General features: G+C 69.5%; 28 protein-coding genes. 12 read left to right on the top strand and 16 right to left on the bottom strand.

Annotated features, from left to right (window positions below):
* The first annotated feature begins 63 nt into the window (after positions 1-63).
* Positions 64-612, top strand: coding sequence for a lipocalin family protein (locus GGQ59_RS10365; RefSeq protein WP_183818265.1), 549 nt, complete (start codon positions 64-66; stop codon positions 610-612).
* A gap of 114 nt (positions 613-726) precedes the next feature.
* Here the strand turns inward: GGQ59_RS10365 and GGQ59_RS10360 are convergent, their stop codons facing one another.
* From GGQ59_RS10360 to GGQ59_RS10340, 5 genes are all read right to left on the bottom strand, one after another.
* A complete protein-coding gene (locus GGQ59_RS10360; RefSeq protein WP_183818263.1) occupies positions 727-1314 on the bottom strand; it encodes a hypothetical protein in 588 nt (195 codons plus the stop codon).
* A gap of 189 nt (positions 1315-1503) precedes the next feature.
* The gene (locus GGQ59_RS10355; RefSeq protein WP_183818261.1) at positions 1504-1905 is read right to left on the bottom strand and encodes a HesB/IscA family protein; all 402 of its coding nucleotides are present in this window, start codon (positions 1903-1905) and stop codon (positions 1504-1506) included.
* Positions 1906-1907: 2 nt separating this feature from the next.
* Positions 1908-2333 carry an SUF system Fe-S cluster assembly protein gene (locus GGQ59_RS10350; RefSeq protein WP_183818526.1) on the bottom strand — a complete coding sequence of 142 codons (426 nt, stop codon included), beginning with the start codon at positions 2331-2333 and terminating at the stop codon, positions 1908-1910.
* Between the two features lie 118 nt (positions 2334-2451).
* Complete coding sequence (locus tag GGQ59_RS10345; RefSeq protein WP_183818259.1) at positions 2452-4689, bottom strand: S9 family peptidase; 2238 nt, start codon at positions 4687-4689, stop codon at positions 2452-2454.
* Between the two features lie 56 nt (positions 4690-4745).
* Positions 4746-5687 carry a LysM peptidoglycan-binding domain-containing protein gene (locus tag GGQ59_RS10340; protein WP_183818257.1) on the bottom strand — a complete coding sequence of 314 codons (942 nt, stop codon included), beginning with the start codon at positions 5685-5687 and terminating at the stop codon, positions 4746-4748.
* A gap of 77 nt (positions 5688-5764) precedes the next feature.
* Between GGQ59_RS10340 and GGQ59_RS10335 the strand changes: the two genes are divergently transcribed.
* The 3 genes from GGQ59_RS10335 to GGQ59_RS10325 are packed head-to-tail and all read left to right on the top strand — an operon-like array spanning position 5765 to position 7666.
* Positions 5765-6328, top strand: a complete 564-nt coding sequence (locus GGQ59_RS10335) for an LOG family protein (RefSeq protein ID WP_183818255.1) — start codon at positions 5765-5767, stop codon at positions 6326-6328.
* 38 nt (positions 6329-6366) lie between these two features.
* Positions 6367-7218 (top strand): uracil-DNA glycosylase family protein, encoded by an 852-nt coding sequence (locus GGQ59_RS10330; protein WP_183818253.1) that lies wholly within the window; start codon positions 6367-6369, stop codon positions 7216-7218.
* Positions 7219-7228: 10 nt separating this feature from the next.
* On the top strand, positions 7229-7666 hold the full coding sequence (locus GGQ59_RS10325; RefSeq protein ID WP_183818524.1) for a GFA family protein: 438 nt from the start codon (positions 7229-7231) through the stop codon (positions 7664-7666).
* On the opposite strand, the gene GGQ59_RS10320 is transcribed toward GGQ59_RS10325, so the two are convergent.
* Positions 7663-8574 carry a divergent polysaccharide deacetylase family protein gene (locus tag GGQ59_RS10320; protein ID WP_183818251.1) on the bottom strand — a complete coding sequence of 304 codons (912 nt, stop codon included), beginning with the start codon at positions 8572-8574 and terminating at the stop codon, positions 7663-7665. The genes GGQ59_RS10325 and GGQ59_RS10320 overlap by 4 nt on opposite strands.
* A 60-nt stretch (positions 8575-8634) precedes the next feature.
* Between GGQ59_RS10320 and GGQ59_RS10315 the strand changes: the two genes are divergently transcribed.
* From GGQ59_RS10315 to GGQ59_RS10295, 5 genes are all read left to right on the top strand, one after another.
* Positions 8635-9231, top strand: coding sequence for an anthranilate synthase component II (locus GGQ59_RS10315; RefSeq protein WP_183818248.1), 597 nt, complete (start codon positions 8635-8637; stop codon positions 9229-9231).
* Positions 9228-10250 (top strand): anthranilate phosphoribosyltransferase, encoded by a 1023-nt coding sequence (trpD, locus tag GGQ59_RS10310; protein WP_183818246.1) that lies wholly within the window; start codon positions 9228-9230, stop codon positions 10248-10250. The genes GGQ59_RS10315 and trpD overlap by 4 nt, the downstream gene beginning before the upstream one ends.
* A complete protein-coding gene (gene trpC / locus GGQ59_RS10305; RefSeq protein WP_183818244.1) occupies positions 10247-11029 on the top strand; it encodes an indole-3-glycerol phosphate synthase TrpC in 783 nt (260 codons plus the stop codon). The genes trpD and trpC overlap by 4 nt, the downstream gene beginning before the upstream one ends.
* A 76-nt stretch (positions 11030-11105) precedes the next feature.
* Positions 11106-11903 carry an undecaprenyl-diphosphate phosphatase gene (locus GGQ59_RS10300; RefSeq protein WP_183818243.1) on the top strand — a complete coding sequence of 266 codons (798 nt, stop codon included), beginning with the start codon at positions 11106-11108 and terminating at the stop codon, positions 11901-11903.
* Between the two features lie 163 nt (positions 11904-12066).
* Positions 12067-12297 (top strand): DUF1150 family protein, encoded by a 231-nt coding sequence (locus GGQ59_RS10295; protein WP_183818242.1) that lies wholly within the window; start codon positions 12067-12069, stop codon positions 12295-12297.
* Between the two features lie 44 nt (positions 12298-12341).
* Here the strand turns inward: GGQ59_RS10295 and GGQ59_RS10290 are convergent, their stop codons facing one another.
* From GGQ59_RS10290 to GGQ59_RS10250, 9 genes are all read right to left on the bottom strand, one after another.
* Positions 12342-12809 carry a PTS sugar transporter subunit IIA gene (locus GGQ59_RS10290; protein ID WP_183818240.1) on the bottom strand — a complete coding sequence of 156 codons (468 nt, stop codon included), beginning with the start codon at positions 12807-12809 and terminating at the stop codon, positions 12342-12344.
* Between the two features lie 186 nt (positions 12810-12995).
* Positions 12996-13589 carry a ribosome hibernation-promoting factor, HPF/YfiA family gene (gene hpf, locus GGQ59_RS10285; protein ID WP_183818238.1) on the bottom strand — a complete coding sequence of 198 codons (594 nt, stop codon included), beginning with the start codon at positions 13587-13589 and terminating at the stop codon, positions 12996-12998.
* An 85-nt stretch (positions 13590-13674) separates the two neighbouring features.
* Positions 13675-14820, bottom strand: a complete 1146-nt coding sequence (gene rodA / locus GGQ59_RS10280) for a rod shape-determining protein RodA (protein WP_183818236.1) — start codon at positions 14818-14820, stop codon at positions 13675-13677.
* Positions 14820-16790, bottom strand: coding sequence for a penicillin-binding protein 2 (gene mrdA, locus GGQ59_RS10275; protein WP_183818234.1), 1971 nt, complete (start codon positions 16788-16790; stop codon positions 14820-14822). Before mrdA ends, rodA begins: the two co-directional genes overlap by 1 nt.
* Positions 16791-16797: 7 nt before the next feature.
* The gene (locus GGQ59_RS10270; RefSeq protein ID WP_183818232.1) at positions 16798-17322 is read right to left on the bottom strand and encodes a hypothetical protein; all 525 of its coding nucleotides are present in this window, start codon (positions 17320-17322) and stop codon (positions 16798-16800) included.
* A complete protein-coding gene (gene mreC / locus GGQ59_RS10265) occupies positions 17315-18220 on the bottom strand; it encodes a rod shape-determining protein MreC (protein ID WP_183818230.1) in 906 nt (301 codons plus the stop codon). Before mreC ends, GGQ59_RS10270 begins: the two co-directional genes overlap by 8 nt.
* Positions 18221-18323: 103 nt before the next feature.
* Positions 18324-19364: a rod shape-determining protein gene (locus GGQ59_RS10260; protein ID WP_183818228.1), complete on the bottom strand. Its 1041-nt coding sequence runs from the start codon at positions 19362-19364 to the stop codon at positions 18324-18326.
* Positions 19365-19463: 99 nt separating this feature from the next.
* Positions 19464-20219 carry a TVP38/TMEM64 family protein gene (locus GGQ59_RS10255; protein WP_183818226.1) on the bottom strand — a complete coding sequence of 252 codons (756 nt, stop codon included), beginning with the start codon at positions 20217-20219 and terminating at the stop codon, positions 19464-19466.
* Between the two features lie 61 nt (positions 20220-20280).
* Positions 20281-23724 carry a YhdP family protein gene (locus tag GGQ59_RS10250; protein ID WP_183818224.1) on the bottom strand — a complete coding sequence of 1148 codons (3444 nt, stop codon included), beginning with the start codon at positions 23722-23724 and terminating at the stop codon, positions 20281-20283.
* Between the two features lie 119 nt (positions 23725-23843).
* On the opposite strand from GGQ59_RS10250, the gene bcp reads away from it, so the two are divergent.
* The 3 genes from bcp to GGQ59_RS10235 all read left to right on the top strand — a co-directional run bounded on the left by bcp (position 23844) and on the right by GGQ59_RS10235 (position 26352).
* Positions 23844-24311, top strand: a complete 468-nt coding sequence (gene bcp / locus GGQ59_RS10245; protein WP_183818222.1) for a thioredoxin-dependent thiol peroxidase — start codon at positions 23844-23846, stop codon at positions 24309-24311.
* Positions 24312-24500: 189 nt separating this feature from the next.
* Positions 24501-25868 carry a peptidoglycan DD-metalloendopeptidase family protein gene (locus GGQ59_RS10240; protein WP_281373818.1) on the top strand — a complete coding sequence of 456 codons (1368 nt, stop codon included), beginning with the start codon at positions 24501-24503 and terminating at the stop codon, positions 25866-25868.
* Positions 25852-26352 (top strand): bactofilin family protein, encoded by a 501-nt coding sequence (locus tag GGQ59_RS10235; protein ID WP_183818218.1) that lies wholly within the window; start codon positions 25852-25854, stop codon positions 26350-26352. The genes GGQ59_RS10240 and GGQ59_RS10235 overlap by 17 nt, the downstream gene beginning before the upstream one ends.
* A 16-nt stretch (positions 26353-26368) precedes the next feature.
* On the opposite strand, the gene GGQ59_RS10230 is transcribed toward GGQ59_RS10235, so the two are convergent.
* A complete protein-coding gene (locus GGQ59_RS10230; RefSeq protein ID WP_183818216.1) occupies positions 26369-26776 on the bottom strand; it encodes a DUF1489 family protein in 408 nt (135 codons plus the stop codon).
* Positions 26777-26815: the final 39 nt, after the last annotated feature.

Below are 26815 nucleotides of genomic sequence, written 5' to 3'. Positions count from 1 at the left end.
CGGCGCTGGCCTAGACGCCGCCCGGCACCACCTATGGGGATCAGCTACCTCAAGAGGTTCCCCATGCGCGCACCGCGCGCCCTTCCTCTCCTGCCCCTCCTTCTCGTCGCTTGCGCACAGCAGCCCGACTACCGGGCCGAGACCGCGCCGCCCGAGGCGGTCACCGCCCTCGACCTCGAACGGTATCAGGGCCTCTGGTACGAGATCGCCCGCTACCCGAACCGCTTCGAGCGTGGCTGCACCGCCGTCACCGCCCGCTACGCTCTGCGCGAGGACGGGAAGGTCGCAGTGACCAATAGCTGTCTCAAGGACGGTGAACGCGACGTCGCCGAGGGCGTCGCCCGGCGCACCGGCGAGGCGACGCTGCGAGTGCGCTTCGCGCCTTCCTGGGTGCCCTTCGCGGAGGGCGACTACTGGGTGCTCGCGCTCGAGCCGGACTACTCGGCCGCTTTGGTGGGCAGCCCGGACGGGAAGTACCTTTGGATCCTCTCCCGCACGCCGAGCCTGTCCGGCGAGGTCCTAGACCGGATGATCGCGGAGGCCGAGGCGCGCGGCTACGATGCGGATGCTCTCGAACTGACGCCGCAGCCGGCGGGCCCGCCATCCGCTTGATCGGCGATGTACGACCGAACACGCCGAAACCGTTCCCTCCTCACGGCGCCTAGCCGCAAGGAGGGAACGGTCATCGGGGGCCTGCGCCTCGAGCGGCGCAGGCGAGGATTGGCGTCAGGCCAGCCGGCGGCGGGCCGCTAGCCCGGCGAGACCGGTCAGGAAGAAGACGAGCGCACCCGGCAGCGGCACCACTTCGATCGTGACGACGTCGTCGCCGAACTCGACGTCGAGGTCGCCGCCGAGATCCGAGATGATCGTGTCGAGACCGATATCGCTCGCAGACGAGACGGCATAGGCGAGGAAGCTGACGGTCGCGATGACGAAGTCGTCCGCTTGAACGGCCGCCAGGGTCGCGTCGGAGTTCCCGGTGATGCCGAACAGATCGACAATCCCGTCGATCGCATCCGCGCCGAAGTCCGCGATGAACTCGGACGTGACGGGCGGATCGACCTGATTGATGCCGGTCGCCGGGTCGAGGAAGCTGACGCCGGCGAAGGCGAGCGCCGTGTCGTCGTAGAACAGCTCGAGGAAGTACTCGGCCAGGTACTCGGCCGGATCGTCAGCGGTGAACGTGATGCGGAAGTCGACGATGTCGCCGACCATGACACTCGTGTCGTCGGTCTCGACGGCGATGACGGCAGCTTGCGCAGAAGCGAAGCCGGCGACCGCCAGCGAGAGCGCGGCGGAAAGTAAGCGGCGCATGAACCCCTCCATGGTTTACGAGGTTTAACCTTCTCGTAAGGGAAGGGTCCGTCAACGGGGAGTCCCACATCCGGACGCGCGCGAGAAAAGAATCTCGCTTCCGTGATTGCGGCGCACAACGCTGACGTGTTCGGACGATGGCGCTTACGCGCAGACCGATGTTTCCCGCGGAAAACCCTCCGCCAGTGGTCAGCTCGCTGCGGCCGGAACGATCGTCACGCTTTCGCCGCAGCCGCAGGCATCCGTTTGATTCGGGTTCTCGAACACGAACTTCGAGGACAGCTTCTCTGTGACGAAGTCGATGCGCGTGCCGAGCAGGAACAGGATCGCCTTCGGGTCGATCAGGATCTGCACGCCCTCGGACTCCACCCGCTCATCGAGCGGGGCGGCCTCGGTCGCGTAGTCCATGGTGTACTCCATGCCCGCGCAGCCGCCGTTCTTCACGCCGATGCGCACGCCGAGATAGTCGTCCTCAGCCCGCGCCATGATCGCCTTCATGCGGTCGGCGGCGCGCGGCGTGAGGGTTACGACGGCGGGCCTCTCGCGCTTCTTAGGGCGCGCTACCGCTTCGCTGCTCGGGCGCTCTGCCATCGCTACATCCACCCCAATTCCAGCTTCGCCTCGTCCGACATGCGTTCGGGGCTCCACGGCGGATCGAAGGTCATGTCGACATCGACCCGGTCGACGCCGTCCACGCGCTTAACGGCGGTCTCGACCCAGCCCGGCATCTCGCCCGCGACGGGGCAGCCGGGCGCGGTCAGCGTCATCAGGATCTTCACCTCGCCGCCGGTCTCGTCGGTCGGCGGCTCGAAGTCGACCTGGTAAATCAGGCCGAGCTCGTAGATGTCGACCGGAATCTCGGGGTCGTAGACGGTTTTGAGCGCATCGACGATCCGCCCCGTGACCTCCGACATCTCGGACTCGGAAAGGAGCTTGCCGGCGGAGGACGGCCCGCCGAGGTCGATCACGTCGCGCTTCTCGCGCGGCGGAGACAAAGCCGACAGGTCGGCCTCGTCCATGTCGCGGCCGCCGGACAGGGGATCGAAGTCTTCGCCGGCGAAGTCGGGGGCGGTGATGCGTTCGCTCATGCCGACCATTTCGGTCGGAATTGCTTCGGTTTCAAGCCGCCATACCGTCTCAGTCCGCCCCCTCGCTGCCCGGCTTCAAGTGACGGTTCAGGAACCGCATCCGCGTCGCCATGAGGTGCCGCGACAGCGCTTCGCCCCTGATGCCGTGGCGCTGGCCCGGATAGGTCATCATCTCGAAGGGCGCCCCCGCCTCCTGCAGCGCGGCGTAGACGCGGGTCGAGTTGTCGAAGGTCACGTTGTCGTCCGCCATGCCGTGCATCATCAGGAGCGGGAAGGTCGCGTTGCTCAAATAGGGAAAGACCGAGGACGCCTCGTAGCCTTCGGGGTTCTCTTGCGGCGTCTGCATGTACCGCTCGGTGTAGAAGGTGTCGTAAAGCGCCCAATCCGTGACCGGCGCGCCCGAGACCGCCGCTGCGAAGGTGCCTTCGGGCGCCTGAAGCGCCGTCATCAGCGTCATGTAGCCGCCATAGGACCAGCCCTCGATCGCGATCCGGGCAGGATCGACCCAATCCTGGCTCTTGAGCCACTCGACGCCGCGAAGCTGGTCTCGGACCTCGGGTCCGCCCGTACGCTCGAAGATCACGTCCTCGAACGCCTTGCCCCTATTGTACGAACCCCGGTTGTCGAGCCTGAAGACGACGTAGCCCTGTCGCTGCAGGTACTCGTCCGCGAGGCTCGGCCAGCGCTTCGTCACGGTCTGAACGTGCGGGCCGCCATAGACCTCGACGATGACGGGGTACTGGCGCGAGGGGTCGAAGTCGTGAGGCTTCAGCACCGAGTAGTGCAGCGTCTGACCGTCCTCGGCCTCGAGCGTACCGAACTCGGGGACCGCGTGCGTCGCGAGGAAGGGGAAGTAGGGATGCCCCTCTTCGAGCGCGTTCTCCTCGATCCAGGCGATGCGCTCCGCATTCGCGTCGTAGAGCGCCGTCTGCGGCGGCGTCTTCGGGTCCTCATAGGTGCCGACATAGCTCGCCGCGTTCGGCGCGACCTTGACGTCCCAGGTTCCCCCGCTTGGGGTCACTTGAGTGATCTTGCCGGGCTCGCGGTAGCTGACCTTGTAGAGGTGCCGCTCCAGCGGCGTCGCGCCGAAGCCCGTGAACCAGACCTCGCCCGCTTCCGTGTCCACGGCTTCGATGCCCGAGACGACGCCGGGTCCCGACGTCACGGCTGTCTTCGTACCGTCCGCGTCCCACCGGTAGACGTGCCGCTTGCCCGTCTCCTCCGTGGTCCAGAGGAAGCCGCCGTCCGGCAGGGGGCGGAAGTCGTTGGAGAGGTTGATCCAGGTCGCCTGGCGCTCCGTGGCGACCGCCGTGATCTCGCCGGTCTCCGCGTTCACGCGGGAGAGCTTGAGCTCGGTCTGATCGCGGTTGACCGTCTGGACGTAGAGAGTGGTCGGCGAGGCCCAGTCGACCCGCGCGAGGTAGGCATCGGGCGAGGCGCCCCATTCGACCTCGACCGGCTCGCCCCGGCCCAAGGGCTCGACGAAGAGCCGGACGACCGCGTTCGGACGGCCCGCCCGCGGATAGCGCTGCTCGATCACGCTTACCTCGTCCGCGGCGATGTCGAAGCGGGGAATGACGTCGACCGTGCTCTCGTCGGTGCGGGTGTAGGCGATACGCCCGTCGTCCGGGCTCCACCAATTGCCGGTGTAGCGGCTCATCTCTTCCTGGGCGACGAACTCGGCCGTGCCGTAGGTGACGGCGTTCGCTAGGTCGGCTTCCGGGCTGATGCGCCGCTCGCGGCCGGAGGACAGCTCCACCGCGTAGAGGGCCCCGTCCCGTAAGAAGGAGACGTAGCCTCCCTGCGGGCTGACCTTGGCGTCGTACTCGAAGCCTTCCGTCCCCGTGAGGCGGCGCACCTGGCCGTCGAGGCTCGCCAAGTAGAGGTCGCCGCCGAGCGGCACGAGGACCTGACGCCCCTGCGCGTCCCAGTCGTAAGAGACGATACCGCGCGAGCCTGCGATCCGCTTGCGCTCGCGCAGCGCCTTCTCCTCTTCGGAGAGTTCGCCCTCGTCCGGGTCGAGCGCCGTGCTGTCGACCAGCATCCGTGCCTCGCCCGTCGCGGTGTCGAAGGCCCACAGGTCGAAGCGCTGCGCGTCGTCCGTGCGTCCCCGCAGGAACGTCACCTTCGTGCCGTCGGGCGCGTAGGCGACCGACCTGGGCTCGCGCCCCGACAGGCCCGGCGAGGCGTAGAGGCGCTGAAGGTCGAGGTCGGCGGCGCTGTCTTGGGCGTGCGCGGCGGGCATGGCGGCTCCGAGGACGAGCGCGGCGAGGGGAATGAGTTTCATGCCCCGAGGCTTACAGCCCCGGCCCCGCCCGGCGCTAGCCCGTCCCGGCGTCGTCGTTAACGCTGGTCAGGCACGCGGAAGACCTGCCCTGGATAGATGAGGTCGGGGTCGCGGATCTGGCTGGCGTTCGCCTCGTAGATCACTGTGTACTGCCGCCCCTCGCCGTAGACGGTCCGCGAGATCAACCAGAGCGAGTTGCCCGGCTGCACGACGACGCCGCCATCGGTCATCTCGACGTCCTCGTAGCCGGCCCGCTCGAAGGGCACCTCGACGACGTAGGCGGCGCTGCCGTCCTCGCCGAACTGCACGACCCGCAGCGTGTAGCGGCCTGGCCGGACCTCGGCGGGCAGCTCCCAGCGGCCGTTCTCGTCGGCGGTCGTCGCCGAGGCGATGGGGCGGCCGTTCAGCAGTACCTGAACGGCGCTGCCGGCGCTCGCGCGGCCGGCGAAGATGACGTTGCCGCCCTCGTCGTAGTCGATCGTCTCGACCGCGAGCGGACCGAGGCCCGTCGCCGGGTCCGTCGCGCGCTGCAGCACCTCTGTCGCGCCGCCGGGCGTCGTGCGCAGGACGACGGGCGCGTCCTCAGGGGTCTCGGGCACGTAGATCACCACTGTCTCTTCGGACGTGATCGGCGCCGTGCCCGCCTCGCCCGACTGGCGCAGGGTGAGCTCGACGGGACCCGCGTCGAGCGGCGTGTCGACGTTGATCGCCCAGGCGCCGTCCGCGCCGATCGTCTCGGTCGCCAGGACCTCGCCGTTCGCGAGCAGCTCGACCGTTCCGCCCGGCGCGCCGGTGCCGGCGACCACGGCGAAGCCCCCGCGACTGACGCGTACGATGTCGAAGCGGGGCAAGGCCGTCGCGGGGGCCACGGACGTGACCTCCGGGCCTTGCGCGGTGGTCGCCTGTTCGACCGGCGCCTCTTCTCGCCCGCGCGGCCAGAAGAGGAAGCCGAGGGCCGCGGCTAAGATCAGAATAATAACAAGGATCGCGACACGCATGGGGAGACCTTTAGCATTCGAGCCCCTATGTGTTCGGGCCGCGCGGTTGGAACCGCCACCCTAACGAGGAGTCCTTGATGAGCAAACTGAGTTCCCTTTGCGTCTACTGCGGCTCGCGCAACGGAGACAGTCCGGTCTTCGCCGAGGCTGCCCGCACGCTTGGACGCGCCTGCGCCGAGAACGGCACCAAGCTGGTCTATGGCGGCGGCGCGCTCGGCCTGATGGGCGAGACTGCGGGCGCGGCCCGCGACGCAGGCGGCGAGGTCTTCGGCGTGATTCCCGGCTTCCTGGTCGAGCTCGAAGGCGTGCTCGAAGGCGTCGACCACGAGGTCGTCGACACGATGCACACCCGCAAGATGATGATGTTCGAGCAGGCGGACGCGTTCTGCACGCTGCCGGGCGGCATCGGCACCCTGGAAGAGGTCATCGAACTCCTCTCCTGGGCGCGGCTGGAGCTGCACAGAAAGCCGATCGTCATCTTGGACATCGAAGGGTTCTGGACGCCGCTCGTCGACCTCATCGACCACGTCATCGAGCGGGGCTTCGCCGCAGAGGAACTGCGTCAGGACATCATCGTCGTGAACCGTGCCGAGGACGTTCTTCCCGCCATCGAGGAGCGCCTCTTCGGCAACGTCGTCTGATGCTGGCGCCGGGGGAGGCGCGGGCCCATATTCGGGCTGTGTCCGACGCCCCCGCATACGACCCCGAGGCCGTGCTGCGCTTCTACGCGGAGAACGGCATCGACAGCGTCGAGGGCGAGATGCCCGGCGACTTCTTCGGCTGGCCGGAGGGGGCGCCGAAGCTCGTAAGGCCGAAGCCTGAGCCCGCGCCCCCGCCCGCCGCGAGGGCGTCCGCACCCAAGCCGAAGGGCCCCGCCCCGATCACCGCTGCCGACGCGCCCATGCCGACCGACGAGGCCATGGCGCTGGCCGAGCGCGTCGCGGCGGCCGCGACCGACATTCCGAGCCTCGCGGACGCCATCGACGCCTTCGAGGGCTGTCCCCTCAAGGCCGGAGCGCGTCAGGCCGTCGTGTATGACGGGATACCCGGCGCGCCGGTCCTGGTCATGGGCGAGGCGCCGGGACGGGACGAGGACCGGGAAGGCAAGCCCTTCGTCGGCCGGTCCGGTCAGCTCCTCGACCGGATGCTCGAAGCGATCGGCGTCAGCCGAAGCGAAGGTGACGGCCTTCTGGGCGCCTGCATCTCGAACGCGATCTACTGGCGTCCGCCCGGCAACCGGAACCCGACCAAGGCCGAGGTCGCCGTCTGCCTGCCCTTCATGCGCCGCTTCGTCGAACTCTCGCGGCCGAAGCTCGTCCTTCTGACCGGCAACACGCCGACCCAGGCGCTCTTCCCCGACGCCCCGGGCATCACGCGCAGCCGCGGCAAGTGGCGGACCATCGAGACCGAGGCCGGCCCCGTGCCCGCCCTGCCGATCTTCCATCCGGCCTTCCTTCTGCGCCAGCCGATCCAGAAGCGCCTCGCCTGGCGCGACCTCCTGGAAGCACAAGCGAAGCTGAAAGAGGGCTGACGTGACGGCGATGAGCGGCGGCTGCCAGTGCGGCCGGATCACCTACACGGCCGAAGTCGAGGCGATGGAAGGCTACCTATGTCACTGCCGCATGTGTCAGCGGGCGACCGGCGGCGTCTCGATCGCCTTCGTGAACCTGCCGAAGGACAGCGTCGTCTGGCATCGAGCGCCCGACTGGTACGCCTCCTCGCCGATCGCGAAGCGCCCCTTCTGCTCATCCTGCGGCACGCCGCTCGGCTTCATGTTCGACGACGGCGAGAACATCGACCTGACCGTCGGCAGCTTCGACGAACCGGACCGCTTCGTTCCAACGAGGAACTTCGGGATCGAGAGCAGGCACGCAGCGTGGGAGGACACCTCGCAGCTCCCCGGCGTGCGGGCGGATGAGTGGGAGCCCACACGAAGCCGCTGGATCGCCGCGACCGGACGAGTACCTGGCCGCGACTAGCGCAGGCTCGCGCTGACGATCCTCTCGCCCGCAAGGTCGCCCGCGGTGACCAGTTCGAAGCCTCGCGCCTGCGCCGTCACGAGCCATGGGCCGAGCGCCTCGAGGGTCGCAGCGTAGGGATGACCGATCGCCACCGCCTGGCCGTCCCTGATCGCGATGTCCTCGAGCGCAGCCAGCTGCGCCTTCACGCCAGTCGCCCCGGCGTCGTAGTTCGAATCCAAGAACACGTCCCGTTCGATGACCCGATAGCCTTTGCCCTGGGCAAGCCTGTGCGCGACGGGGTGACCCGTGGTGACGCTGTCGAGGAAGTAGAGCCCTCGCCGGTTCAGCGCCGCGAGCAGCGTGCTCATCGCGTCCGTGTCCGCAGTGAAGCGCGAGCCCGTGTGGTTGTTGACGCCCTTGAAACCGCTCAGCTTGGCGAGGTTCAACGCGAGCGTGGCCTCGATCGACGCCGGGTCGCCCGGCCGCAGCATGTCGGGGCCCGCATCCTCGGTCTTGGAGACGGGTTCGGTCGGCAGGTGCAGGATGACCTCGTGACCCGGCCTGACCGAGTCGAGCATCTCTTGCGCGTCGGGACCGTAGGGCAGGAAGGCGAGGGTCAATGGCCCCGGCAACGCGTTGACGCGGGCGAAAGCGTTGTGGCTGAGCCCGAGGTCGTCGATCACCACGGCGATGCGCGGCCGACCGGCGCGGGCGAGCGGCGGCGCGAAGCGGACGTCGCGCAGGCTCCGGCGCGGCTCGGCCTTGGCGGGGGGCGCGAAACGGGTTGCCCCTTCGCGCAAGGCCTTGGGAATGACGGGCACCGCGGCGTCCCCGGCCGACCGCAGACCGGACGCCGCGCCGAGGATTCCTCCGGCCGCGAGGCCGAGGACGAAGAGAAGCAGCCAGCGCACCCCGCCCCTCAGCATTGCAGCGCACGCCTCTCATGGTAGGGAACCGCGATCTTCGACCGGCCGGGCCCTGCGCGCATGAGCGTCCTTCTCCTCGACAACTACGACAGCTTCACCTGGAACCTCGCCCACCTGATCGGGGCCCAGGGGCACGAAGTGCGTGTAGAACGTAACGACTCCTTAACGCCAGAGGCCGCGATCGATTCGGGTGCGGACGCCATCGTGATTTCTCCCGGTCCCTGCTCGCCCAACGAGGCGGGGATCTCGCTCGCGCTCATTCCGTTGGCGGCGGCGGCGGGCATTCCGCTTCTTGGGGTCTGCCTCGGGCACCAGGCGATCTGCCAGGCTTATGGCGGCGAGGTGATACGCGCCGGCCGGCTCATGCACGGCAAGACGAGCCTCGTCCGGCACGAAGGGCGCGATCCGCTCCTGGCGGGGCTGCCCTCCCCCTTCACCGCGACGCGCTACCACTCGCTCAGCGTGCGCGAGAGCAGCATTCCCGACGCCGTCGAAGTTCTGGCCTGGGCCGAGGACGACGGAGAGATCATGGCCGCCCGCCTGCGCGGCGCCCCAGTCTGGGGGGTGCAGTTCCACCCCGAGAGCATCGCCAGCGAGGGCGGCGACGTGATCATGCGCAACTTCCTCGCCGTCGCCGGCGCGAAGAAGGCGGCATGAGCGAAAGCGGCGGTTTCGATACGGCCTTCGCACGGGTCCTGAAGAGCGAAGCCCTGACGGCGGAGGCGATGCGGGGCGCCGTCTCGGCGATGCTCGCGGGCGCGGTCGAGCCCGTCCGCATGGCGAGCTTCCTCACGGCCCTCCATCTGCGCGGCGAGACACCGGACGAGGTGGCGGGCGCAGCGCTCGCGATGCGCGCCGCCGCACGAAGGATTGAGGCGCCGGACCGCACGCTCGACACCTGCGGCACGGGGGGGACGGGCCTTCATACCCGCAACGTCTCGACCGCGGTCGCGCTCGTACTGGCCGGCCTCGGCGTGCCCGTCGCCAAGCACGGCAACCGGGCGGCCAGCAGCCTGACCGGCAGCTCCGACGTCCTAAGCCAGCTCGGCGTCCGCCTCGACGTCGGCCTCGAGCGGACGGAAACGATCCTGCGCGAGACGGGGCTCGTCTTCCTCTTCGCGCCGAACCACCACCCGGGCATGGCGCACGTCGCCCCGGTCCGGAAGGCGCTCGGCTTCCGCACGATCTTCAACCTCCTGGGCCCGCTCTCGAACCCTGCCGGGGCCCGCCGCCAACTCCTCGGCGTCTACGACGGCGCGCTGTGCCGTCCCGTCGCCGAAGCGCTCCGGACGAGCGGCGCGGAGGCGGCCTGGGTCGTTCATGGCGAGGACGGAATGGACGAACTCACCGTCTGCGGGGCGAGCCGCGTCTGTGCCCTGCGCGAGGGCGCGCTCTACGAGTTCAGCGTCACGCCCGAGGAGGCCGGGGTGGACCACCACCGCCCCGGCGCGCTCAGGGGCGGCGCGCCGGACGAGAACGCCGCCGCCCTGCGCGCGCTGCTGGCGGGCGCGCCCGGCGCCTATCGCGATGCCGTCCTCCTGAACGCCGCCGCCGGTCTCATCGTGGCGGACGAGACGGCGAGCCTCGCTCACGGCGCGAGCCTGGCGGCCGAAGCGATCGACGACGGCCGCGCGCAGGCCGCGCTCGACAGGCTCGTGGAGGCCACGCACGCATGACGATCCTCGACGACATCATCGCCTACAAGAGAGGCGAGGTCGCGGCCGCCAAGAAGGAGCGGCCCGAAGACTCCCTCCTGCGCGAAGCGACGGCCGCCCCGCCGGTGCGCGGCTTCGCAGCGGCGTTGGACCGCGCCGCGACGAACGGTTTCGGCCTCATCGCCGAGGTGAAGAAGGCGAGCCCTTCGAAGGGTCTCATCCGCGCGGACTTCGACCCGCCCAAGCTCGCCCGCGCCTACGAGGCGGGGGGCGCGGCCTGCCTCTCGGTCCTGACCGACGAGCCGAGCTTCCGCGGCCACCCCGACTTCCTGCGGACCGCCCGCGAAGCGACCGGCCTGCCCGCCCTTCGCAAGGACTTCATGATCGACCCCTACCAGGTGATCGAGGCGCGCGCCTGGCACGCCGACGCGATCCTCCTGATCATGGCATGCCTGAGCGACGAGCAGGCGGCGGAACTCTACGACGCTGCCGCAGCGCAGCGCCTCGACGTGCTGATCGAGGTCCACGACGAGGCGGAGCTGGACCGCGCGCTCGCCCTTCCGGGCGGCCTCCTCGGCGTCAACAACCGAGACCTCCGCACCTTCGAGACCGACCTTAGCGTCAGCGAGTGGCTCACCGGGCGCGCCGGTGACCGCGCCATCGTGTCGGAAAGCGGCATCACCGGGCACGATGACGTCTCGCGCCTCGCCCGGGCCGGGATCCGGCGCTTCCTCGTCGGGGAGAGCCTGATGCGGCGAGAGGACGTGACCGCGGCGACGAGAGCGCTCCTGAAAGGCTGAGCCCGCCATTTAGACTTCGTACACCAAGTACGCTCACAGCGTCGCTCGCGTCCCGGCGCGGCTTTCCGAGGGTCTGATGCTCCTTCTCCAGCTCGTCCTCCTCGCGATCGTGCAGGGACTGACCGAGTTCATTCCGGTCTCCTCCTCCGCGCACCTCATCCTTCCCGCCCAGCTCTTCGAAGGCTTCCAGGACCAGGGCACGGGCATCGACATCGCCGCCCACATCGGATCGCTCGGCGCGGTCATGCTCTACTTCCGCACGGAGGTCGCTGGCCTCTTCCGGGGCGGGGCCGATACTCTGCGCGGACGTGCCACCGACGACCAGCGCCTTTTGTGGCTGCTCATAGCCGGGACCGTGCCCTTCTTGATCGCCGGCGCGATCTTCGCCTTCAGCGGCCTCGCCGACGCCGTGCGGAGCCCCATCGTCATCGCCTGGGCCTCGATCGGCTGGGGCATCGTCTTGTGGCTGACCGACCGGCGGCCGGAGCGGATCGATCACATCCCGACCCGCTTCGGCCCTGCGACCCTGATCGGCGCGGCGCAGTGCCTCGCCCTCGTGCCCGGCACGTCGCGCTCCGGCATCACCATCACCGCCGCCCGCGCGCTAGGCTACGACCGGACCCAGGCCGCGCGCTTCTCCATGCTGCTCTCCATCCCGACCATCGCGGCGTCAGGCCTCTTCCTGCTCTTCGACCTCTTCGGCGAAGGCGCCGGCACGGCGCTCGGCCCCGCTCTCATCGTCGCGGGCCTCTCCTTCGGGACGGCCTACGCCTCGATCGCCGTCTTCCTGCGCATGACAGAATCGGTCAGCTTCACCCCCTTCGTCCTCTACCGGATCGCGCTGGGCGTCGTTCTTCTCGCAATCTTCACCTAACCGGCCCTTGCTCACGCGTCCGTGATCGGACAAGTTAACAGCGGGCCGGGCGGGCGGCGGACGGTTAGCTGTCGTTAACCTCTCCATGCGTAGCCTTTCCCTGCGGCGCGCCGCGCCGCCCCGGCGAGCGGCCCTTCGGGGTCTTGGGCAGAGGAGTGATGCTATGAACACCGAAGCGACGACGAAGAAGGTCTGCTACGTCCGTCCGGTCCGCGCGGGCGACGTCCGCGACGAGATCGAGCGCGAAGCCGACAAGGACATCACCTTCGCCGACGACGCCGTCCTCTACGCGCTTCACGCGGCCGACGGTGCCCGGATCGCCCTGATGAGCGACCGCGCCATCGCGTTCGCCGCCGCGAAGCAGCACGAGATGATGCCCGTCAGCGTTCACTGACCGGCCTCTCGTTCGAAGAGTAAGGCCGCGCCGGAACCTAGCGCCTAGGCGGCCTCTGCGGCGTCCGGTTGCGTGAAGAGGGCGTGCACCGCCTCGGCCGAGCGTGCCGACCTGATCCCGGCAGCAACCTCTTCCACGCGCAGGCGGCGCGCGACCCGGGACAACGCTTTGAGGTGCCCGGCGTCATCACCCTCCGGTGCGACCAGCAGGAACGCGATGTCCACCGGCGAATCGTCCACCGCGTCGAAGTCGATCGGCCGCTGAAGCGCGAAGAGGACGCCGCACACCCGGTCCACGTCCGCCTTGCCATGTGGCAACGCGATCCCGCGTCCGATACCCGTCGATCCCAGCTTCTCGCGCTCGGACAGCTTGTCGAGCAGCGTCGCCTCGTCGAGGTCGAAGGACCGCGCCGCGTGCGCCGCCAGCGCGGCCAACAGGTCGCGCCGACAGCGGGCGGGCACCGCGATGCGTACGTCCTCGGGCGCAAGAAGGCCCCGAATGTCGTTCATCATAACTCGCCGTTCGTACAGCCCCGAATCCCGCCCTGAGGGCGTTCGGCGCGTGTACGCCTTTGCTTGCGGTCCGTCCAGCAAGAGCCGGGCCGGTCGCGGGCTCGACGCCCGCTGCCGCAGCGATGCGAATATAAGGTGAACAGAAGCCCGAGTCAGCGCGGTCTCGGATTCGTGCTCAAAGGATCTTCACGCTCTGTTCTGCCCCTCGATCCAGCCGATATTGCCGTCTTCGCGGCGATAGACGACGGACAGGTCGCCTGAGACCGCGTTCCTGAACATCACCACCGGGTCCTTGCCGATGTCGAGTTGAACGACCGCGTCCGACACCGTCATCCGGCGCAGCGTGGCCGGCGCCTCGGCGATGACGAGCGGCGGATCGTCCGTTTCTTCCTCGTCGAGCTGCGGCGCTTGCAGGACGTAGGACGAGCCCGCCTCGGCGGGCAGCGGATCCTTCTGCGAGTTGTGGTGATCGGTGAGCCGGCGCTTGTAGCGGCGCACGCGCTTGTCGAGCTTCTCCATCGCCTCATCGAAGGCGGAGTGAGCGTCCGCGGCATGGCCCTCGGTGTTCAGGAACACGCCGGAGGCGAGGTGGAGGACGATCTCGCAGGTGAACTCTCGACCGCGCATGTCGGCCAGCTTGGCGTTCGTCTTCCCGAAGGTGACGGTCGCCTCGGCCGGTCGACCGATATACTTGGTGACGCCGGCTTCGACCGCTTCGCGCACGTGCTGCTGAAGCGCTTCGCCGAGATCCATCGCGCGGCCTGAGATCTGTATGTCCATCGAGGTCCTCCGTGTGCGGGCTCTCGATATGGCGCGCGCAGGGTGCGCCAGCAAACCTAGGGCGCAGTGATCGCTGCGGCTCGTCCTAGAACGCGCCCTGCGTCCGCAGCGTGTCTTGGTTTCGGTAGATCCAGGTCGACATCACCAGACCGAAGCCGCCCATCATCGCGATCATCACCGTTCCGCCGTAGGACACGAGCGGCAATGGCACGCCGACGACCGGGGCGAGGCCCATCACCATGCCGGTGTTGATGAGGACGTACATCACGAAGGTCAGCGCGATCCCCATGGTGAGGAGCCTGCCGAAGTGGGACTTCGCCCGCATGGCGATGTTCATCGCGACGAGGAAGGTGCCGAAGTACAGGCCCAGAAGCCCGAGCGCCCCGATCAGTCCGAACTCCTCGCCGTAGATGGTGAAGATGAAGTCGGTGTGCATCTCGGGCAGGAAGCCGAGCTGACTCTGCGTGCCCTCCATGAACCCCTTGCCGTCGATGCCGCCCGAGCCGATCGCGATCTTCGACTGGTTGGCGTGGTAGTTCGCGCCGAGAGGATCGACGGTGGGATCGAGGAAGGCGGTGATCCGCCCCCATTGATAAGCCTGAATGAGGCCTGTCTGGATGGCGGTGACGACGGCTGCGAACCCTGCGATCGCCCCGACGACGACCCAACGCCAGGAGAGGCCGGCGAGCAGCATGACGCTGAAGCCCGACAAGGCCACGAGGATCGCGGTGCCGAGGTCGGGTTGCAGAAAGACGAGGCCGGTCGGCGCACCGATCATGAGGAGCGGCGGGATGAGCCCGAAGGGATGGGAGACGCGCTTGAACTCCAGGCCGTGATAGTACCGCGCCAGAGCGAGGACGAGCGCGACCTTCATCAACTCCGAGGGTTGAAGCTGGAAGCTCCCCACCGCGATCCACCGCTCGGCGCCCATGTTGGTCTCCCCGATCAGGGGGACGAGAAGGAGGAGGGCGAGCGCGCCGAAATAGGCCGGGTAGGCGATCCAGAGCCAGAACCTCAGCGGCGTGATGCCGACCCCCACGAGCAGCACGAGCGCGGCGCAGAACCGAATGACGTGGCGTGAGGCGTAGGGCGACCAAGACCCGTCGGCGACGGAGTAGAGCGTGACCACGCCGATCGAGGCGATGACCGTCAGGAGGGCGATCAGCAGCCAGTTCAGCCGCATCAGCCGGCCCCTGATGCCGAGGCGGCGGTCGGGCAGAGCGAGCGCCATCAGAACGCGCCGAGCGAGGCGGTCTGAAGGCCGGGCCGCAGCGGCTTCATGCCCGGCCGCCAGAGGCGGTGCCGGTCCGTGTTGCCGGGGTCCTTCTCGAGGACGGCGCGCATGATGTCGCGCGCGCGCGGCCCCGCCGACTTGCTGCCCGAGCCGCCGTGTTCGACCACGACCGCGGCGGCGTAGCGCGGGCTGTCATAGGGCGCGAAGCAGACGAAGAGCGCATGGTCGCGGTGGCTCCAGGGCAGCTCGTCATTGGACAGCACCCGCCCCGTCACGGGGTCGCGCGTCAGGCTCCGCACCTGGCTGGTGCCGGTCTTTCCCGCCATCATCCAATCGGGCTGGAGCGAGGAGCGGGCGGCCGTGCCCCACTCGTTGACGACCGCGTTCATGCCCGCGCGGACGACGTCCAGGTCGTCCGTATCGCCGGACACCCTCGCGAAGCTGGGCGGCGCGATCACCTCCTCGCCCTCGGTCCGCACGAGGCGCGGCGTGACCGCGTTGCCCGTGGCGAGGCGGGCCGCCATCACCGCGAGCTGCAGCGGGGTCGCCGTCACCGCGCCCTGCCCGATCGCGACCGAAAGGGTCTCGCCGGCGAACCACTTCTGGTTGGCGGGGGTGGAGCGGTAGTAGGCGGCCTTCCACGCCCGATCCGGGATGGTGCCCTTCGCCTCGGCGCCGATCCCGAGGTCGTAGGTCTGGCCGAGGCCGTAGCGGCGGGCGACGTCCGCGATGTGGTCGATGTCGAGCTTGGTCGCGAGGTTGAAGTAGTAGACGTCGCAGGAATGCTTGAGCGAGTCCTCCATCGCCAGGCTGCCGTGCCCGCCTCGCTTCCAGCAACGGAACGGGTTGCCGGCGAAGTTGAAGACGCCCGAGCAGTGGAAGCGCGTCGAGGGCGCGATGCCCGCCTCCTGCGCCGCGATGGCCGTGATCGTCTTGAACGTCGAACCCGGCGGGTACGCGCCCGCGACCGGCTTGTTGAGGAGCGGCTTGAGCGGGCTCGCATTGAGGTCGCGCCAGAGCGACGCCGGTATGCCGGAGGTGAAGTCGTTCGGATCGTAGGCCGGCGCCGAGGCCATGACGACGACGTCTCCGGTCCACGCGTCGATCACCACGGCGGAGGCGCTCGTATGGTGCTCGACGTCTTCCGGATACTCGCCGTAATCGCGGCCCAGAACCTCGAGCGTGTGACGCTGAAGCTCCGTATCGATGGTGAGACCGAGGGACTCGCCCTGCGCCGGCGCGTGGCCCTTGTTCGCGATCTCCTCGATCACCCGGCCGTGGGCGTTGACCTGTACGGTCATCGAACCCTGCTCGCCGCGCAGGCCGTCGTCGAAGGTGTGCTCGAGCCCGGCCTTGCCGAGCTTGAAACCGGGCTGGCGGTAGAGGAGCTTCGTCTCCTCGTCCGGCGCCGCTTCGAGGTCGCGGTCCGTCGCGGAGCCGACATAGCCCGTGACGAAGGCGACCGCGCCGGCGTCGGGATAGCTGCGCGCCATGCCGACCTCGGGCTGAATGCCCGGCAGCTCGTCCGCGCGGTAGTTGATCGCCGCGAACTGATCCCAAGTCAGGCCCTGCGCCACCTGGATCGGCGTGAAGGCGGTCTGCCGCTGCACGTCCCGCAGGACGCGCGCGCGCTGCGCTTCGGTCAGGGGTACGATCTGCTCGAGCCTTGCGAGCGACTGCGCGACGCTGCCGGTGCGCTCGGGGATCAGAACGACGCGGAAGTCCTGCGCGTTGGTCGCGACGAGGTGGCCGTAGCGGTCGAGGATCTCGCCGCGCAGAGGCACGACGACCCGTTGGTTGAACTGGTTGTCGTCGGCGAGCGCGGCGTAGTCGTCATGCGCGCGCACTTGGAGGTGATAGAGGCGCGCGCCGACGCCGCCGAACAGGCCGAAGGCGCCGCCCGCCACGATCAGGGCGCGGCGGTTGAAGATCATCGCACGCTGCGTGTCGAAGGGTTCTACGCGCATCCGAGCCTCATACCTGCCACTCCTCCCGCACGCCCGCCCGCGCGCGCAGCGCGAAGAAGGCATAGGCGCAGAGCGGATAGAGAAGCCCCGTGACCGCGAACTGCCCCGCCGCCGGCAGGATCGGCAGCCAGGCACCGGTCAGCAGCGACATCTCTGCCCAAAGAACGATCATCGAGACCAGGAGCACGACCCAGAAGCCGGCCCAAACCACGTCCCTCACCCGCCCGGCGAAGTAGGTCCGCTGGCCTGAGATCAGCACGAGACCGAGCAGGTAGACCGACGCCCAGGGCCCGATGGGTCCGCCATAGAGCAGATCGTGCAGGAGCCCCCCCGCGAAGACCACGGGCGCAGGCAGGCTCCGCGGGTCGTAGAGACCGTAGAGAAAGACGACGGCGAGCGGCAGGATCGGCGTCGGCACGACGCCTTGGAACAGCCGAAGCGGCACGCTCAGGAGGAGGATCGCAGCCAACAGAACGAGCGCCGGCGCGATCAAAGCCCAGGGGCTCGCCTCCGACTGATTCAGCTCACCCACCGAGCGACGCGACCTCGGACGCCGATATTGTCGTCTCGGCGGCGGGCTCCTCGACCTCTTGCGGGAAGGCGTAGTCGACGACGCGGACGAGGTCCGCCTTGCCGAGGTCCGCATAGAGCGCCACGCCGAGCGTGCCGTCCGGCCGCGCCGCGACCGCGCCGACCGGGATGCCGCGCGGCAGGAGTCCGCCCGCGCCAGAGGTGACGACCCGCGTGCCGACCTCGATGGGATCGGCGGGGGGCTCGGCGAAGAACTGAAGCACCGGCAAGCCGCCGGCGCGTCCGGCGAGCAGCGCCTCGGCACCGACGCCCTCGACGAAGACCGGGGTGCGGCTCTCATAGTCGGTGAGGAGCAGGACCCGGCTCGCGCCCCGCCCGGCGGTGACGATGCGGCCAAGAAGCCCTTCGTCGTCCACCACGGCGCTGCCCTTGCGCACGCCGTCGTCCCGGCCCGCCGAAAGGATCAAAGCTTGCTGGTAGGGCCCGCCGTTCTCGCCGATCACGGCGGCGTCGACATAGGCTGCGGGCGCAGGAAGGTGCGTATCGAGGATGGTCTCGTAGTAGGCGAGCTGGCTGCGCAGGGTCAGCGCCTCGTGCATCCAGGTGCGAAGCTCGGCGTTCTCCTCGCGCAGGCGTTCGTTCTCGGCCTTGATCCGGAAGTAGTCCTGGACGTCGCCGACCCGCGCCTCGGTCCAGCGGACCGGCGCGCCGACCACGCTCAGCACGGGCGCGAAGGTGTCGAGCACGCTCTCGCGCGCCTTCTCGAAGACCGAGGCCTGCGCGCCGTACAGGCTGAACAGGACCATGAAGAAGGACAAGGCCGTCAGGAAGATGAGCCCGTAGCGCCGCTCCTCGCGCCGCCTCAGCCCATCGCGCTTCGCGTAGCCCAGACTCGTCATGGCATCCTGCCGATCACTGTCCCGTGATGGGACGGGCGTTATCCCGGCAGGGGGCCGCCCGGCAAGGCCGATGCTCCCCCCGCGAGGTTACAACTCTCTCAACCTACATCGCGGAGGAGAGCGCCGAGCGCATGGCCCGGTCGTTCTCGAGCGCCGCGCCCGTACCGAGGGCGACGCAGGACAGCGCGTCCTCCGCGATCGAGACGGGAAGGCCCGTCTCCTCGCGCAGGAGACGGTCGAGGTTCTTGAGGAGCGCCCCGCCCCCCGTGAGCATGATGCCCGTGTCGACGATATCCGCAGCGAGTTCCGGCGGCGTCGCTTCGAGCGCGACTTTCACGGCCTCCACGATCTGCGCGACGGGTTCGCGAAGCGCCTCGATGACCTGGGAGCCCGAGACGCGCACCTCTTTCGGCACGCCGTGCATCAGGTCGCGGCCCTTGATGTTGATGACGCGGTCCGCCTCGCCGTCCGCGAGCATGGCCGATCCGACTTCCTTCTTGATCCGCTCGGCAGAGCTCTCGCCGATCAGAAGGTTGTATTCGCGGCGGATGAAGCTGACGATCGCGTCGTCCATCATATCGCCGCCGACGCGCACGCTGCGCGAGTAGACGATGCCGCCGAGGCTCAGCACGGCGACCTCGGTGGTGCCGCCGCCGATGTCGACGACCATGGAGCCGGTCGGCTCGGAGACGGGCAGGTTCGCACCGTAAGCGGCCGCCATCGGCTCTTCGATCAGGTCGACGCGGCGGGCGCCGGCCGACAGCGCGCTTTCCTGGATCGCGCGGCGCTCGACGGCCGTCGCGCCCGACGGCACGCAGATGATGATGCGGGGCGAAGCGAAGCTGCGGCGGTTGTGGACCTTGCGGATGAAGTGCTTGATCATCGCTTCTGCGACTTCGAAGTCGGCGATGACGCCGTCGCGCATAGGCCTGATCGCGGTGATCGCGCCCGGCGTCCGGCCCAGCATCTCCTTGGCTTCGTTGCCTACCGCCCGGACGACCTTGCGCCCGCCCCGGTCCTCGATCGCGACGACCGAGGGCTCGTTCAGGACGATGCCGCGGCCCTTGACGTAAACGAGGGTGTTCGCGGTGCCGAGGTCGATGGCCATGTCGGCCGACATCATTCCGAACAGCGTGGACAGCATGTCTTTGGTTTCCTGTTGTGCGGGGCCGCGAGGACGCCGCGCCTTGCCCTTCGCAGTATAATGAACCGGCCGCCCTTATTTAAGGTTAAGGAACAAGGCTCACTCTGACAGACCCGACAAGGTTCCGCGCTTGAGGCGCATGTAAAGCCAGCGCGCGAGCAGAAGGAAGCCGATCCACCCCGCCGTGATGGCGAGGAGCAGCGCGACGTCGTGCCCCCGGCGCCCCGCGAGGAACCCCATCAGCTCGTCGATCTGCCCGGTGAACAGCGACAGGAACAAGATCTTCGGCAGGATGCCGATCCCGGTGCCGAGCGCGTACTTCCAGGTCGGAATGCGCGCCGCGCCGCAGGCCGCGTTGACCACGATGAAGGGCGCCGAGGGCATGACCCGCACGGCCGCCGAGGCGAGAAGGCCGTGCCGGCGCATGACCGCGATCATGCTCGCCGCCCGCCCCGCGGAGAGCCGCCCGAGCGCCCGCTCGCCGAACAGGCGGCCGAGTGCGAAGGTGATCCCGCCCGACACCATGGTCGCGATCCAAGAGTAGGCGATGCCCCGCTCGACACCGAACACCGCGACCGTGCCCGCGATCAGGATCGCCTGCGGGAAGCCCGTGAACGCGAGGACGCAGTAGACGACGACCACCCCCGGAAGCGCGAGGGGGCTCTCTGCGATCCGAGCGAACGCCGTCCGCACCTGCGCTTCGTCGAGGCCCAAGAGCTCGACCCCGAAGAAGGGCAGGACGGTGATCACGGTGAGGAGCCCGAGCGTCACCGCGGCGGAAGTCGCCGCCTTGCGGTCCATGTTGTTGACGAAGCGGCCGAGCCGTCCGGTCAGGCGGGCGGGGGGCAAGGTCATTCTCTTCGGGCGCTTCCCTCGGCAAAGGGGTCAGGTGGCGCAGGCAGCGCGCTCGCGTCAATCACCGCCCGCCCGGCCCGGTGCCGCTTCGGCCCGGCGGCCGGGCGTGCAGGCGGCGTTCCTCGCCCTCCGCTTCGGTCAGCGCCTCGGCGCTGGCCGCGGTCTCCCGGTCCTCGCGCAGCCGCGCCTCCTCCTGTGCGCGGGCGAGCAGCTGCTCGACCGAAGGTCGGTCCCGCACGGGCTCGAACAAGCGGCGGAAGATGCCGGGCGTCAGCGCGGACAGCGTGTTGACGGAGATGGTCGGGCTGCCGATTGGCCCCTCGACCCCATAGGCGAAGGCGACCACCCCCTCGCCCTCCCGGCTGACGAGGAGGTCGCCTAGGAGCGGAATGGCGCCCAAGAAGGAGTTGACGCCGTAGGCGGGGGCGACGGCGCCCGACAGGTCAAACTCCCGATCCGACAGATCCACCGCGCCGTTCGCCGAGAGCCCGAGCGCTGAGCCCGTCAGCCGGGCGTCCTGAAGGCCGAGCACGCCGTCCTCGAGGGTCACCGCGCCGCGCAGGCGGTCGAAGTAGAGCCCCTCCCCCGACAGCACGTTCGCGAGGCCGTCGAGCGACCCGATCGACAAGAGGCGGGCGACGACCGGCGCGTCGCGCAGCGTGAGCGCGTCCGCCGCGAAGGTGCCCGCGACGGGACCGCCCTCGATCACCGTCGCGTCGAGACGCCCGCTGCCGCCGGTGAGAGACGAGATACCGAAGAGGGCATCGACGAGGTCGCCCGTGCTGTCGGTCGTCAGAGAGAGCTTCTGGCCGACGCCGAGCGCGTCCGCGCCGAGCGAGAGCCGCAGCGCCCCGCCCCCGCCGTACTCGCTTTCGAAGTCGACGCGGCGCAGCCCCGCCTCGTCCTGCTCGACCGCCGCCCGCACGTCCTTCAAGCGGACCCCGCCCTTCGCCTTCACCTCGTCGATCGCCGCCGTCAGCGTCATCGGGACGGCTGCTCCGCCCTCGCCACTTCCGCCCGTGCCCCCGCCCGCGAAGAGACGGTCGATCAACGGCACTGCATCCGCGAAGCGACCCGTGACGTCGACGTCGAGGCTGCGGCCGTCCCGTGCGAGGCGCGCGGCGAGATCGGCGTGCCCCGCTACGAAGACCCGCGGCAGGTCGAGACGAACGAGCCCCCCGGCCTCATCGAGAAGGGCGCTGCCCTCCACGAGGACGTCCTCGGTGACGAGCTTCAGCATCTGGACACGCGGCGGAGCGTCCTTCGGCAGGTAGAGGTCGACCGCGGCACGCCCCCGGGCGCCCGCCGCCTTGGCGACGCCGAAGTCTGGCAGGCGCAGCGCCGCGGGCGTCAGGTCGACGCGGATCGACGCCTTCTCGAACCGGTCCTCGCCCGCCATGGCGAAGCGCAAAGGCGCGCTGCCGGCGACGTAGCGGCGGACCGGCAGACCGAGCGCGTCGCCGCTCGCGGGCGTCAGCGCCGCCGCCGCTTCGAGCGTCAGGCTCGGCGCCTCCGGACCGAAGCGCCGCTCGAGGCGTCCCGTCGCAGGTACCCCCCGCGCGAGCGCTTCTCCTTCCACGACCAGGGCCTCGTCCGACAACGTCACCGTCCCGTTCGCGGCCGTGAGGTCGAAGCCCCCGGGCAGCCCGTCCAGGCTTGCCCGTTCGAACGTGCCCTCGCCAGCGACGCTCATCTCGTCCCGCGTCACGCCGTCCCGCAAAGGCCGGGTCACGTTGAGCACGAAGCGGCCCTCGCCGCCGAAATCGTCCGGCGACAGCCCCGCCGCGCCGAGGAAACCGAAGGGCGCCGCGTCGGCGAGCGCGAGGAGGTCTTGGGCCGCGCCGCGCAGAGACACGGCGATCTCGGCCGGCGCGGCGGGAGAGCCGAAGCGGGGCAGCGCGAAGGACGCTCGCTCGACCGCCGCCCCGCCTGTCCGCCCGCTCGTCGCAGTGATCTCGAAGCTGCCCCCGGTCAGGTGCCCTTCGGCCGCCGCTTCCGTGACCGGCGGCATGCCGTCGAGGTAGGCAATGGTTCCGTCTCTCAGCGCGAAGCGCAGGTCGAGCATCTCCGGCGTCAGGCGACCGCCGGCGTTCAGGTGGCCGCGCGGGATGGCGACGTCGATGCCGAACGCTTCGATGCGACCGCCTTCGACATGGGTCTGCGTCCAGCGGCGGGCGCCGGGCGCGAGGCCGGTCGGCCAGAGCGCGAGAACGTCCTTCCGGCTCAGCGGTCCGGCCGCCGACAGCCCGCCGACGACCCCGATCCGGTCTCCCCCTTTCGGCAGATCGACCGCCAGCTGGCCGCCGAGCGCCGGCCCGTCGCGAAGGGCGAGGCGGGCCTCGTCCATGGCGAAGCGCCGGGACGCAGGCTCGAACCCGCCCGTCACCTCGACCGCCCCGAACGCCAAGGGCGCCTCGAAGCCGGGCAAGGCGAGGACGAGCTCCTCGCTGCGAAGCGAGACCGGCAGGCGCCCTCCGCGCAGGAGGCGGACCTCGCCGGAGAGCGCGCCGCGGCTGCGGCCCGCCTCGAAGGCGAAACCGTCGACCGCGAGGAGCGCGTCCGCCCCCTCGTAGCGGCCGCGAAGCTGCGCGGCCTCGACCTCGAGCTTGCGGGGGCCGAGCTCGACGACGCCGCCCGGCGTGCGAAGGTCGAACGCGCCGCTGACGGCGGAGGGGTGGAAGCCGCCGCCGAGGCGGAACTCGCCAGTGAGCGGCAAGGTCGCGGCCTTCCCGCCCTTCGCCGCGTAGGGAAGGAGCGCACCGAGCGGCGCGCTGTTCAGCGTCAGCACGCTCTCGAACGTCGCCGCCTCGAGGTCGAAGGCCGCTTGCGCCTCGATCCGTCCCTCGCCCATGCTGAGGGCGAGCCGGGCTTTGTAGCCAAGCCGCGTCGGCTCGATCAGGACGGACGCGCCTTCGGCCTGCAGCGAGAGGTCCGCGACCTCGTCCCGGAAACGAAGCGATACGCCCGTGGCCTCGACGCCCTCGAAGCCGCCCGCCTCGGCCCGCCGCAGGAGGGGGAGGAGGCCACCGCCCGCCCCGCCGCCCTTGATGGCGAAGCCGCGTTCGGTCCGCACGACCTCAAGCGAAGCGCCGCTCAGCGCCACGTGGCGCGGTACGGCCCGGCCCCGCATGACGTCGCCGGGCGCGAGGCGCAGGGCGAGGTCGGGCAGGTCCACGCCGCCGTCCGCACCTTCGGCGCTCACCTCGTTCGCGGAGAGGGTCAGCGCGTCGCCGTCCGGCGCCCGCGCAAGCTTCAGCCCGTCGAGCGTCATCTCCCTCAAGCCTGCGCGATCCGAGAGCAGCCGTGCCGCCGTCTGCTCGAAAGGCCCCAGCGAAACGCCCCCGAAGCAGATGGCGAGGTAGAGGAAGAGGGCAAGGCCCGAGGTCAGGCTCGTGGCCACGCAGGCGCAGCGGGCCGCAGCGCCGCGCACGCCCCGCCCCCGTCTTGCCTCTCCGCGCTCCGCGACCTCGCCCAAGCTCGCCCTGCCCTTCGCCGCTGCCCGCACCTAGGCATCGGCAGGTTAAGAGCGCGTACGCGGCGCGGGCAAGGAAGCGCCGGGTTACGATCTGGACCGGCGGGAGACCCTCTGGCTAAGCGAGGCGCCCACACCATCAGGAGGATCCCATGCTGCAACCCGGAGACGAGGCGCCGGACTTCACCCTGGACGGCGAGGACGGGCAGGTCCGCCTGGCGGACTTCAAGGGCAAGCAACTCGTCCTCTACTTCTATCCGAAGGACGATACCGCCGGTTGCACCAAGGAGGCGATCGCCTTCTCCGAACACCTCGCAGCGTTCGGCGCAGCGGGCACGGCCGTGCTCGGCATCTCCAAGGACAGCCCGCAGAAGCACGAGAAGTTCCGGCGGAAGCACGACCTCACCGTTCCCCTCGCGAGCGACGAGGACGGCGCCGCATGCGAGGCCTACGGCGTCTGGACCGAGAAGAGCATGTACGGCCGGACCTATATGGGGATCGAGCGTTCGACCTTCCTCATCGCCGCGGACGGCAGGATCGCCGAGGTTTGGCGCAAGGTCCGTGTGCCCGGCCACGCCGAAGCGGTTCTGAAGGCGGCACAATCTCGCCATACAGCTTGAAGGAAGCTGAACGGGCGGGACCGTCTCGAAGAGGACGGAGGAGCGCCCCGTTAATTACTTTCCGGTACGCACCTCCCGTCACGCTTGCAGAGCCGACGGGTCCTCGTGCACTCTCACGGCTCGGTGAGGCTTGATACGGCGGGAGGTCTCACGGGGCCTGCCCGGCGGCTATTGTCGGAAGGGCGAGTAATGGGAAGGCAGCAAAACCGGATGGCACGGGCCATGGGCCGCGCGTTCCGGGAGCGCCAGATCTACCACCGGAGCGACGGCGTCGTCCGCTTCGTCAAGCTGTCGAGCCAGACTCAGATGGCGATGGCGCTGATCCTCGGCGCCTTCCTGCTGTGGGTCGCCTTCGCCACCGTCAACTTCGTCTTCGAGCAGCAGATCAAGATCGCCGAGGCGCAGCAGCGGCGCGACGAGCGCGCCGCCTTCCAGCGCCGCCTGCAGTCGCAGGAGACGGCCTATGACGAGGTCAGCGCGCTGAACTACGTCTACGCCCGCGAGTTCGACGCGGCGATCTCGAACCTGCGGTCTCAGACCGACACGCTCCGCGGCCTGATGGACAACAAAGGGGCGATCGACGGTCGCCTTCAGGGCCTATCCGACACGCTGTCGGAGACCGGCGCGCCGGGTGGCCAGCCGATGAAGTCGGGCAACCGCGTCATGGTCGACCCCATCGGCCGCGAGCCGACGCCGCGCCAATCTCGCGTCTCGAGCCTGCGCCGCGACGCCCTCACCCGCTTCTCCCAGATGCGTGTCACCGGCGAGATCGACGACGCCGCCCTCTCGCGGATGCGTCTTCAGAGCGCCGACCTCTCCGCCCGCCAGCTCGCCATGATGGGTGCGCTCGAGGAAGACACGCGCATCCGCATCGAGGAGCTCGCCGAGGTTCTGCGTCATACCGGCGTCGACATGAGCGGTGTGGTCGATGCGCAGACCGAGACGCTGTCGGCGCCTCTGCTCGCGAGCCTGATTCGCGGTCCGAAAGACGAGGCCGCTGGGGAGGCCGAACCCTTCACGGGTCAGGGGGGCCCCCTCATTCCCGCCGACGACCTGCCCCGCGATCCCTACACTCGCACCGCGGCCCGTGTCGCCCGCACGCTCGGCGAGGCGGCCGTCCTGACCGAGGCGGTCAAGGTCATCCCGCTCTCCGCGCCGGTCAAGGACCGGCACCGCATGACCTCGCGCTTCGGCGTGCGCTGGGACCCGGTGAAGAAGAACCGGCGCGCGCAGCACAAGGGCCTCGACTTCGCCGCGCGGACGAACACGCCGATCCTCGCGACGGCACCCGGCCGCGTCACCTTCGCCGGGGTCCGTGGCGGCTATGGCCGCTGCGTCGAGATCGACCACGGAAACGGCTTCAAGACCCGCTACGGGCACATGAACGCCATTAAGGTGCGCACCGGCCAGAAGGTCGAGCTGCACGACGTCATCGGCCTAATGGGCAGCACGGGCCGATCGACGGGGACCCACGTGCACTACGAGGTCCACTATCGCGGCCGACAGGTCGATCCTTTGAAGTTCATCGAGGCGGGACGCTATGTTTTCGAAAGCTAAGACGACCGAGTTGGGACTGACGGAAACCTTCGAGGCGAGCGCCGAGCCCGCGAAGCGCGCGGCGCCGCGTCCGAAGACCGCGCGCGAGGGCGTGCCGTCCCTGATCTCGGCCGACGTGGTCATTCGCGGCACGATTGAGTCCGAAGGCGAGGTCCAGTTCGACGGCCTTCTCGAAGGCGACCTCCGCGCGAAGGGGCTCGTCGTCGGCGAGGGCGCACGGATCGAAGGACAGGTCGTCGCGATCAGCGTCCGCGTCTGCGGAACGGTCGAAGGCTCGATCAGGGCGCAGCGCGTCGAGTTGGCGGCAGGCTCGCTCGTCCGCGGCGAGATCGTTCACAACGCCATGTCGATCGAGGTCGGCGCCCGCTTCGAGGGCAACGTCCGTCATGCCGACGATCCGATCGGCGAGACCACGGTCCCAGCGGTCGAAGGACCGAAGCGCAAGGATGGCAAACCGGCGGTCCCTGCCGCCGCAGAGGCCTGACGGCTCGTCCCTGCTTCTACATGAGGCCGAGCTCCAAGAGCATGGCATCAAGCGCGGCCTCGTCCGCGCTTCGCCCCTTCGGCAGGTCCGGAGGGGCGTCGGACGTTTCGAGGTAGCGCCAGCCCTGAAACGGTCGGCGCGGCATCGCCCGAACGGGCACGAGGGCTGCGTCGAGCTTGATCCGGCACTTCGGCGTGCCGTCGACCGTCACCGCCTCCAGGCCTAGAATCTCCTGCCGCACGCAGAGCGACTTCGCGACGGCCCAGTAGAGCGAGCCGCCCGCCAGGATCTCCTCCGCCCGCTTCGGCCACATCCGCGTCGTGTGCGCGATACCGCCCCCGCTCTTGGCGAAGCGGCGCTGGCGCGACTGCAGCGTCTGCACGTCGGGGCACCCGACGGCGACCTTCATGAGATGGACGGTCATGCCGCCCTCTACCCTGCGCGGGCGGCGGCGCGAAGCGAC

The organism is Parvularcula dongshanensis (genome assembly GCF_014199615.1).
In the GTDB taxonomy this organism is placed as follows: domain Bacteria; phylum Pseudomonadota; class Alphaproteobacteria; order Caulobacterales; family Parvularculaceae; genus Parvularcula; species Parvularcula dongshanensis.
The sequence above is the reverse complement of the archived record's forward strand: the minus strand, read 5'-3'. Positions and strand labels throughout refer to the sequence as shown.

Excerpts from the sequence above, each read along its gene's own strand:
- GGQ59_RS10365 (WP_183818265.1), top strand. The coding sequence starts at position 64 with ATGCGCGCACCGCGCGCCCTTCCTCTCCTGCCCCTCCTTCTCGTCGCT.
- GGQ59_RS10360 (WP_183818263.1), bottom strand. The coding sequence starts at position 1,314 with ATGCGCCGCTTACTTTCCGCCGCGCTCTCGCTGGCGGTCGCCGGCTTC.
- GGQ59_RS10355 (WP_183818261.1), bottom strand. The coding sequence starts at position 1,905 with ATGGCAGAGCGCCCGAGCAGCGAAGCGGTAGCGCGCCCTAAGAAGCGC.
- GGQ59_RS10350 (WP_183818526.1), bottom strand. The coding sequence starts at position 2,333 with ATGGACGAGGCCGACCTGTCGGCTTTGTCTCCGCCGCGCGAGAAGCGC.
- GGQ59_RS10345 (WP_183818259.1), bottom strand. The coding sequence starts at position 4,689 with ATGAAACTCATTCCCCTCGCCGCGCTCGTCCTCGGAGCCGCCATGCCC.
- GGQ59_RS10340 (WP_183818257.1), bottom strand. The coding sequence starts at position 5,687 with ATGCGTGTCGCGATCCTTGTTATTATTCTGATCTTAGCCGCGGCCCTC.
- GGQ59_RS10335 (WP_183818255.1), top strand. The coding sequence starts at position 5,765 with ATGAGCAAACTGAGTTCCCTTTGCGTCTACTGCGGCTCGCGCAACGGA.
- GGQ59_RS10325 (WP_183818524.1), top strand. The coding sequence starts at position 7,229 with ATGAGCGGCGGCTGCCAGTGCGGCCGGATCACCTACACGGCCGAAGTC.
- GGQ59_RS10320 (WP_183818251.1), bottom strand. The coding sequence starts at position 8,574 with ATGCTGAGGGGCGGGGTGCGCTGGCTGCTTCTCTTCGTCCTCGGCCTC.
- GGQ59_RS10315 (WP_183818248.1), top strand. The coding sequence starts at position 8,635 with ATGAGCGTCCTTCTCCTCGACAACTACGACAGCTTCACCTGGAACCTC.
- trpD (WP_183818246.1), top strand. The coding sequence starts at position 9,228 with ATGAGCGAAAGCGGCGGTTTCGATACGGCCTTCGCACGGGTCCTGAAG.
- trpC (WP_183818244.1), top strand. The coding sequence starts at position 10,247 with ATGACGATCCTCGACGACATCATCGCCTACAAGAGAGGCGAGGTCGCG.
- GGQ59_RS10300 (WP_183818243.1), top strand. The coding sequence starts at position 11,106 with ATGCTCCTTCTCCAGCTCGTCCTCCTCGCGATCGTGCAGGGACTGACC.
- GGQ59_RS10295 (WP_183818242.1), top strand. The coding sequence starts at position 12,067 with ATGAACACCGAAGCGACGACGAAGAAGGTCTGCTACGTCCGTCCGGTC.
- GGQ59_RS10290 (WP_183818240.1), bottom strand. The coding sequence starts at position 12,809 with ATGATGAACGACATTCGGGGCCTTCTTGCGCCCGAGGACGTACGCATC.
- hpf (WP_183818238.1), bottom strand. The coding sequence starts at position 13,589 with ATGGACATACAGATCTCAGGCCGCGCGATGGATCTCGGCGAAGCGCTT.
- rodA (WP_183818236.1), bottom strand. The coding sequence starts at position 14,820 with ATGGCGCTCGCTCTGCCCGACCGCCGCCTCGGCATCAGGGGCCGGCTG.
- mrdA (WP_183818234.1), bottom strand. The coding sequence starts at position 16,790 with ATGCGCGTAGAACCCTTCGACACGCAGCGTGCGATGATCTTCAACCGC.
- mreC (WP_183818230.1), bottom strand. The coding sequence starts at position 18,220 with ATGACGAGTCTGGGCTACGCGAAGCGCGATGGGCTGAGGCGGCGCGAG.
- GGQ59_RS10260 (WP_183818228.1), bottom strand. The coding sequence starts at position 19,364 with ATGCTGTCCACGCTGTTCGGAATGATGTCGGCCGACATGGCCATCGAC.
- GGQ59_RS10255 (WP_183818226.1), bottom strand. The coding sequence starts at position 20,219 with ATGACCTTGCCCCCCGCCCGCCTGACCGGACGGCTCGGCCGCTTCGTC.
- bcp (WP_183818222.1), top strand. The coding sequence starts at position 23,844 with ATGCTGCAACCCGGAGACGAGGCGCCGGACTTCACCCTGGACGGCGAG.
- GGQ59_RS10240 (WP_281373818.1), top strand. The coding sequence starts at position 24,501 with ATGGGAAGGCAGCAAAACCGGATGGCACGGGCCATGGGCCGCGCGTTC.
- GGQ59_RS10235 (WP_183818218.1), top strand. The coding sequence starts at position 25,852 with ATGTTTTCGAAAGCTAAGACGACCGAGTTGGGACTGACGGAAACCTTC.
- GGQ59_RS10230 (WP_183818216.1), bottom strand. The coding sequence starts at position 26,776 with ATGACCGTCCATCTCATGAAGGTCGCCGTCGGGTGCCCCGACGTGCAG.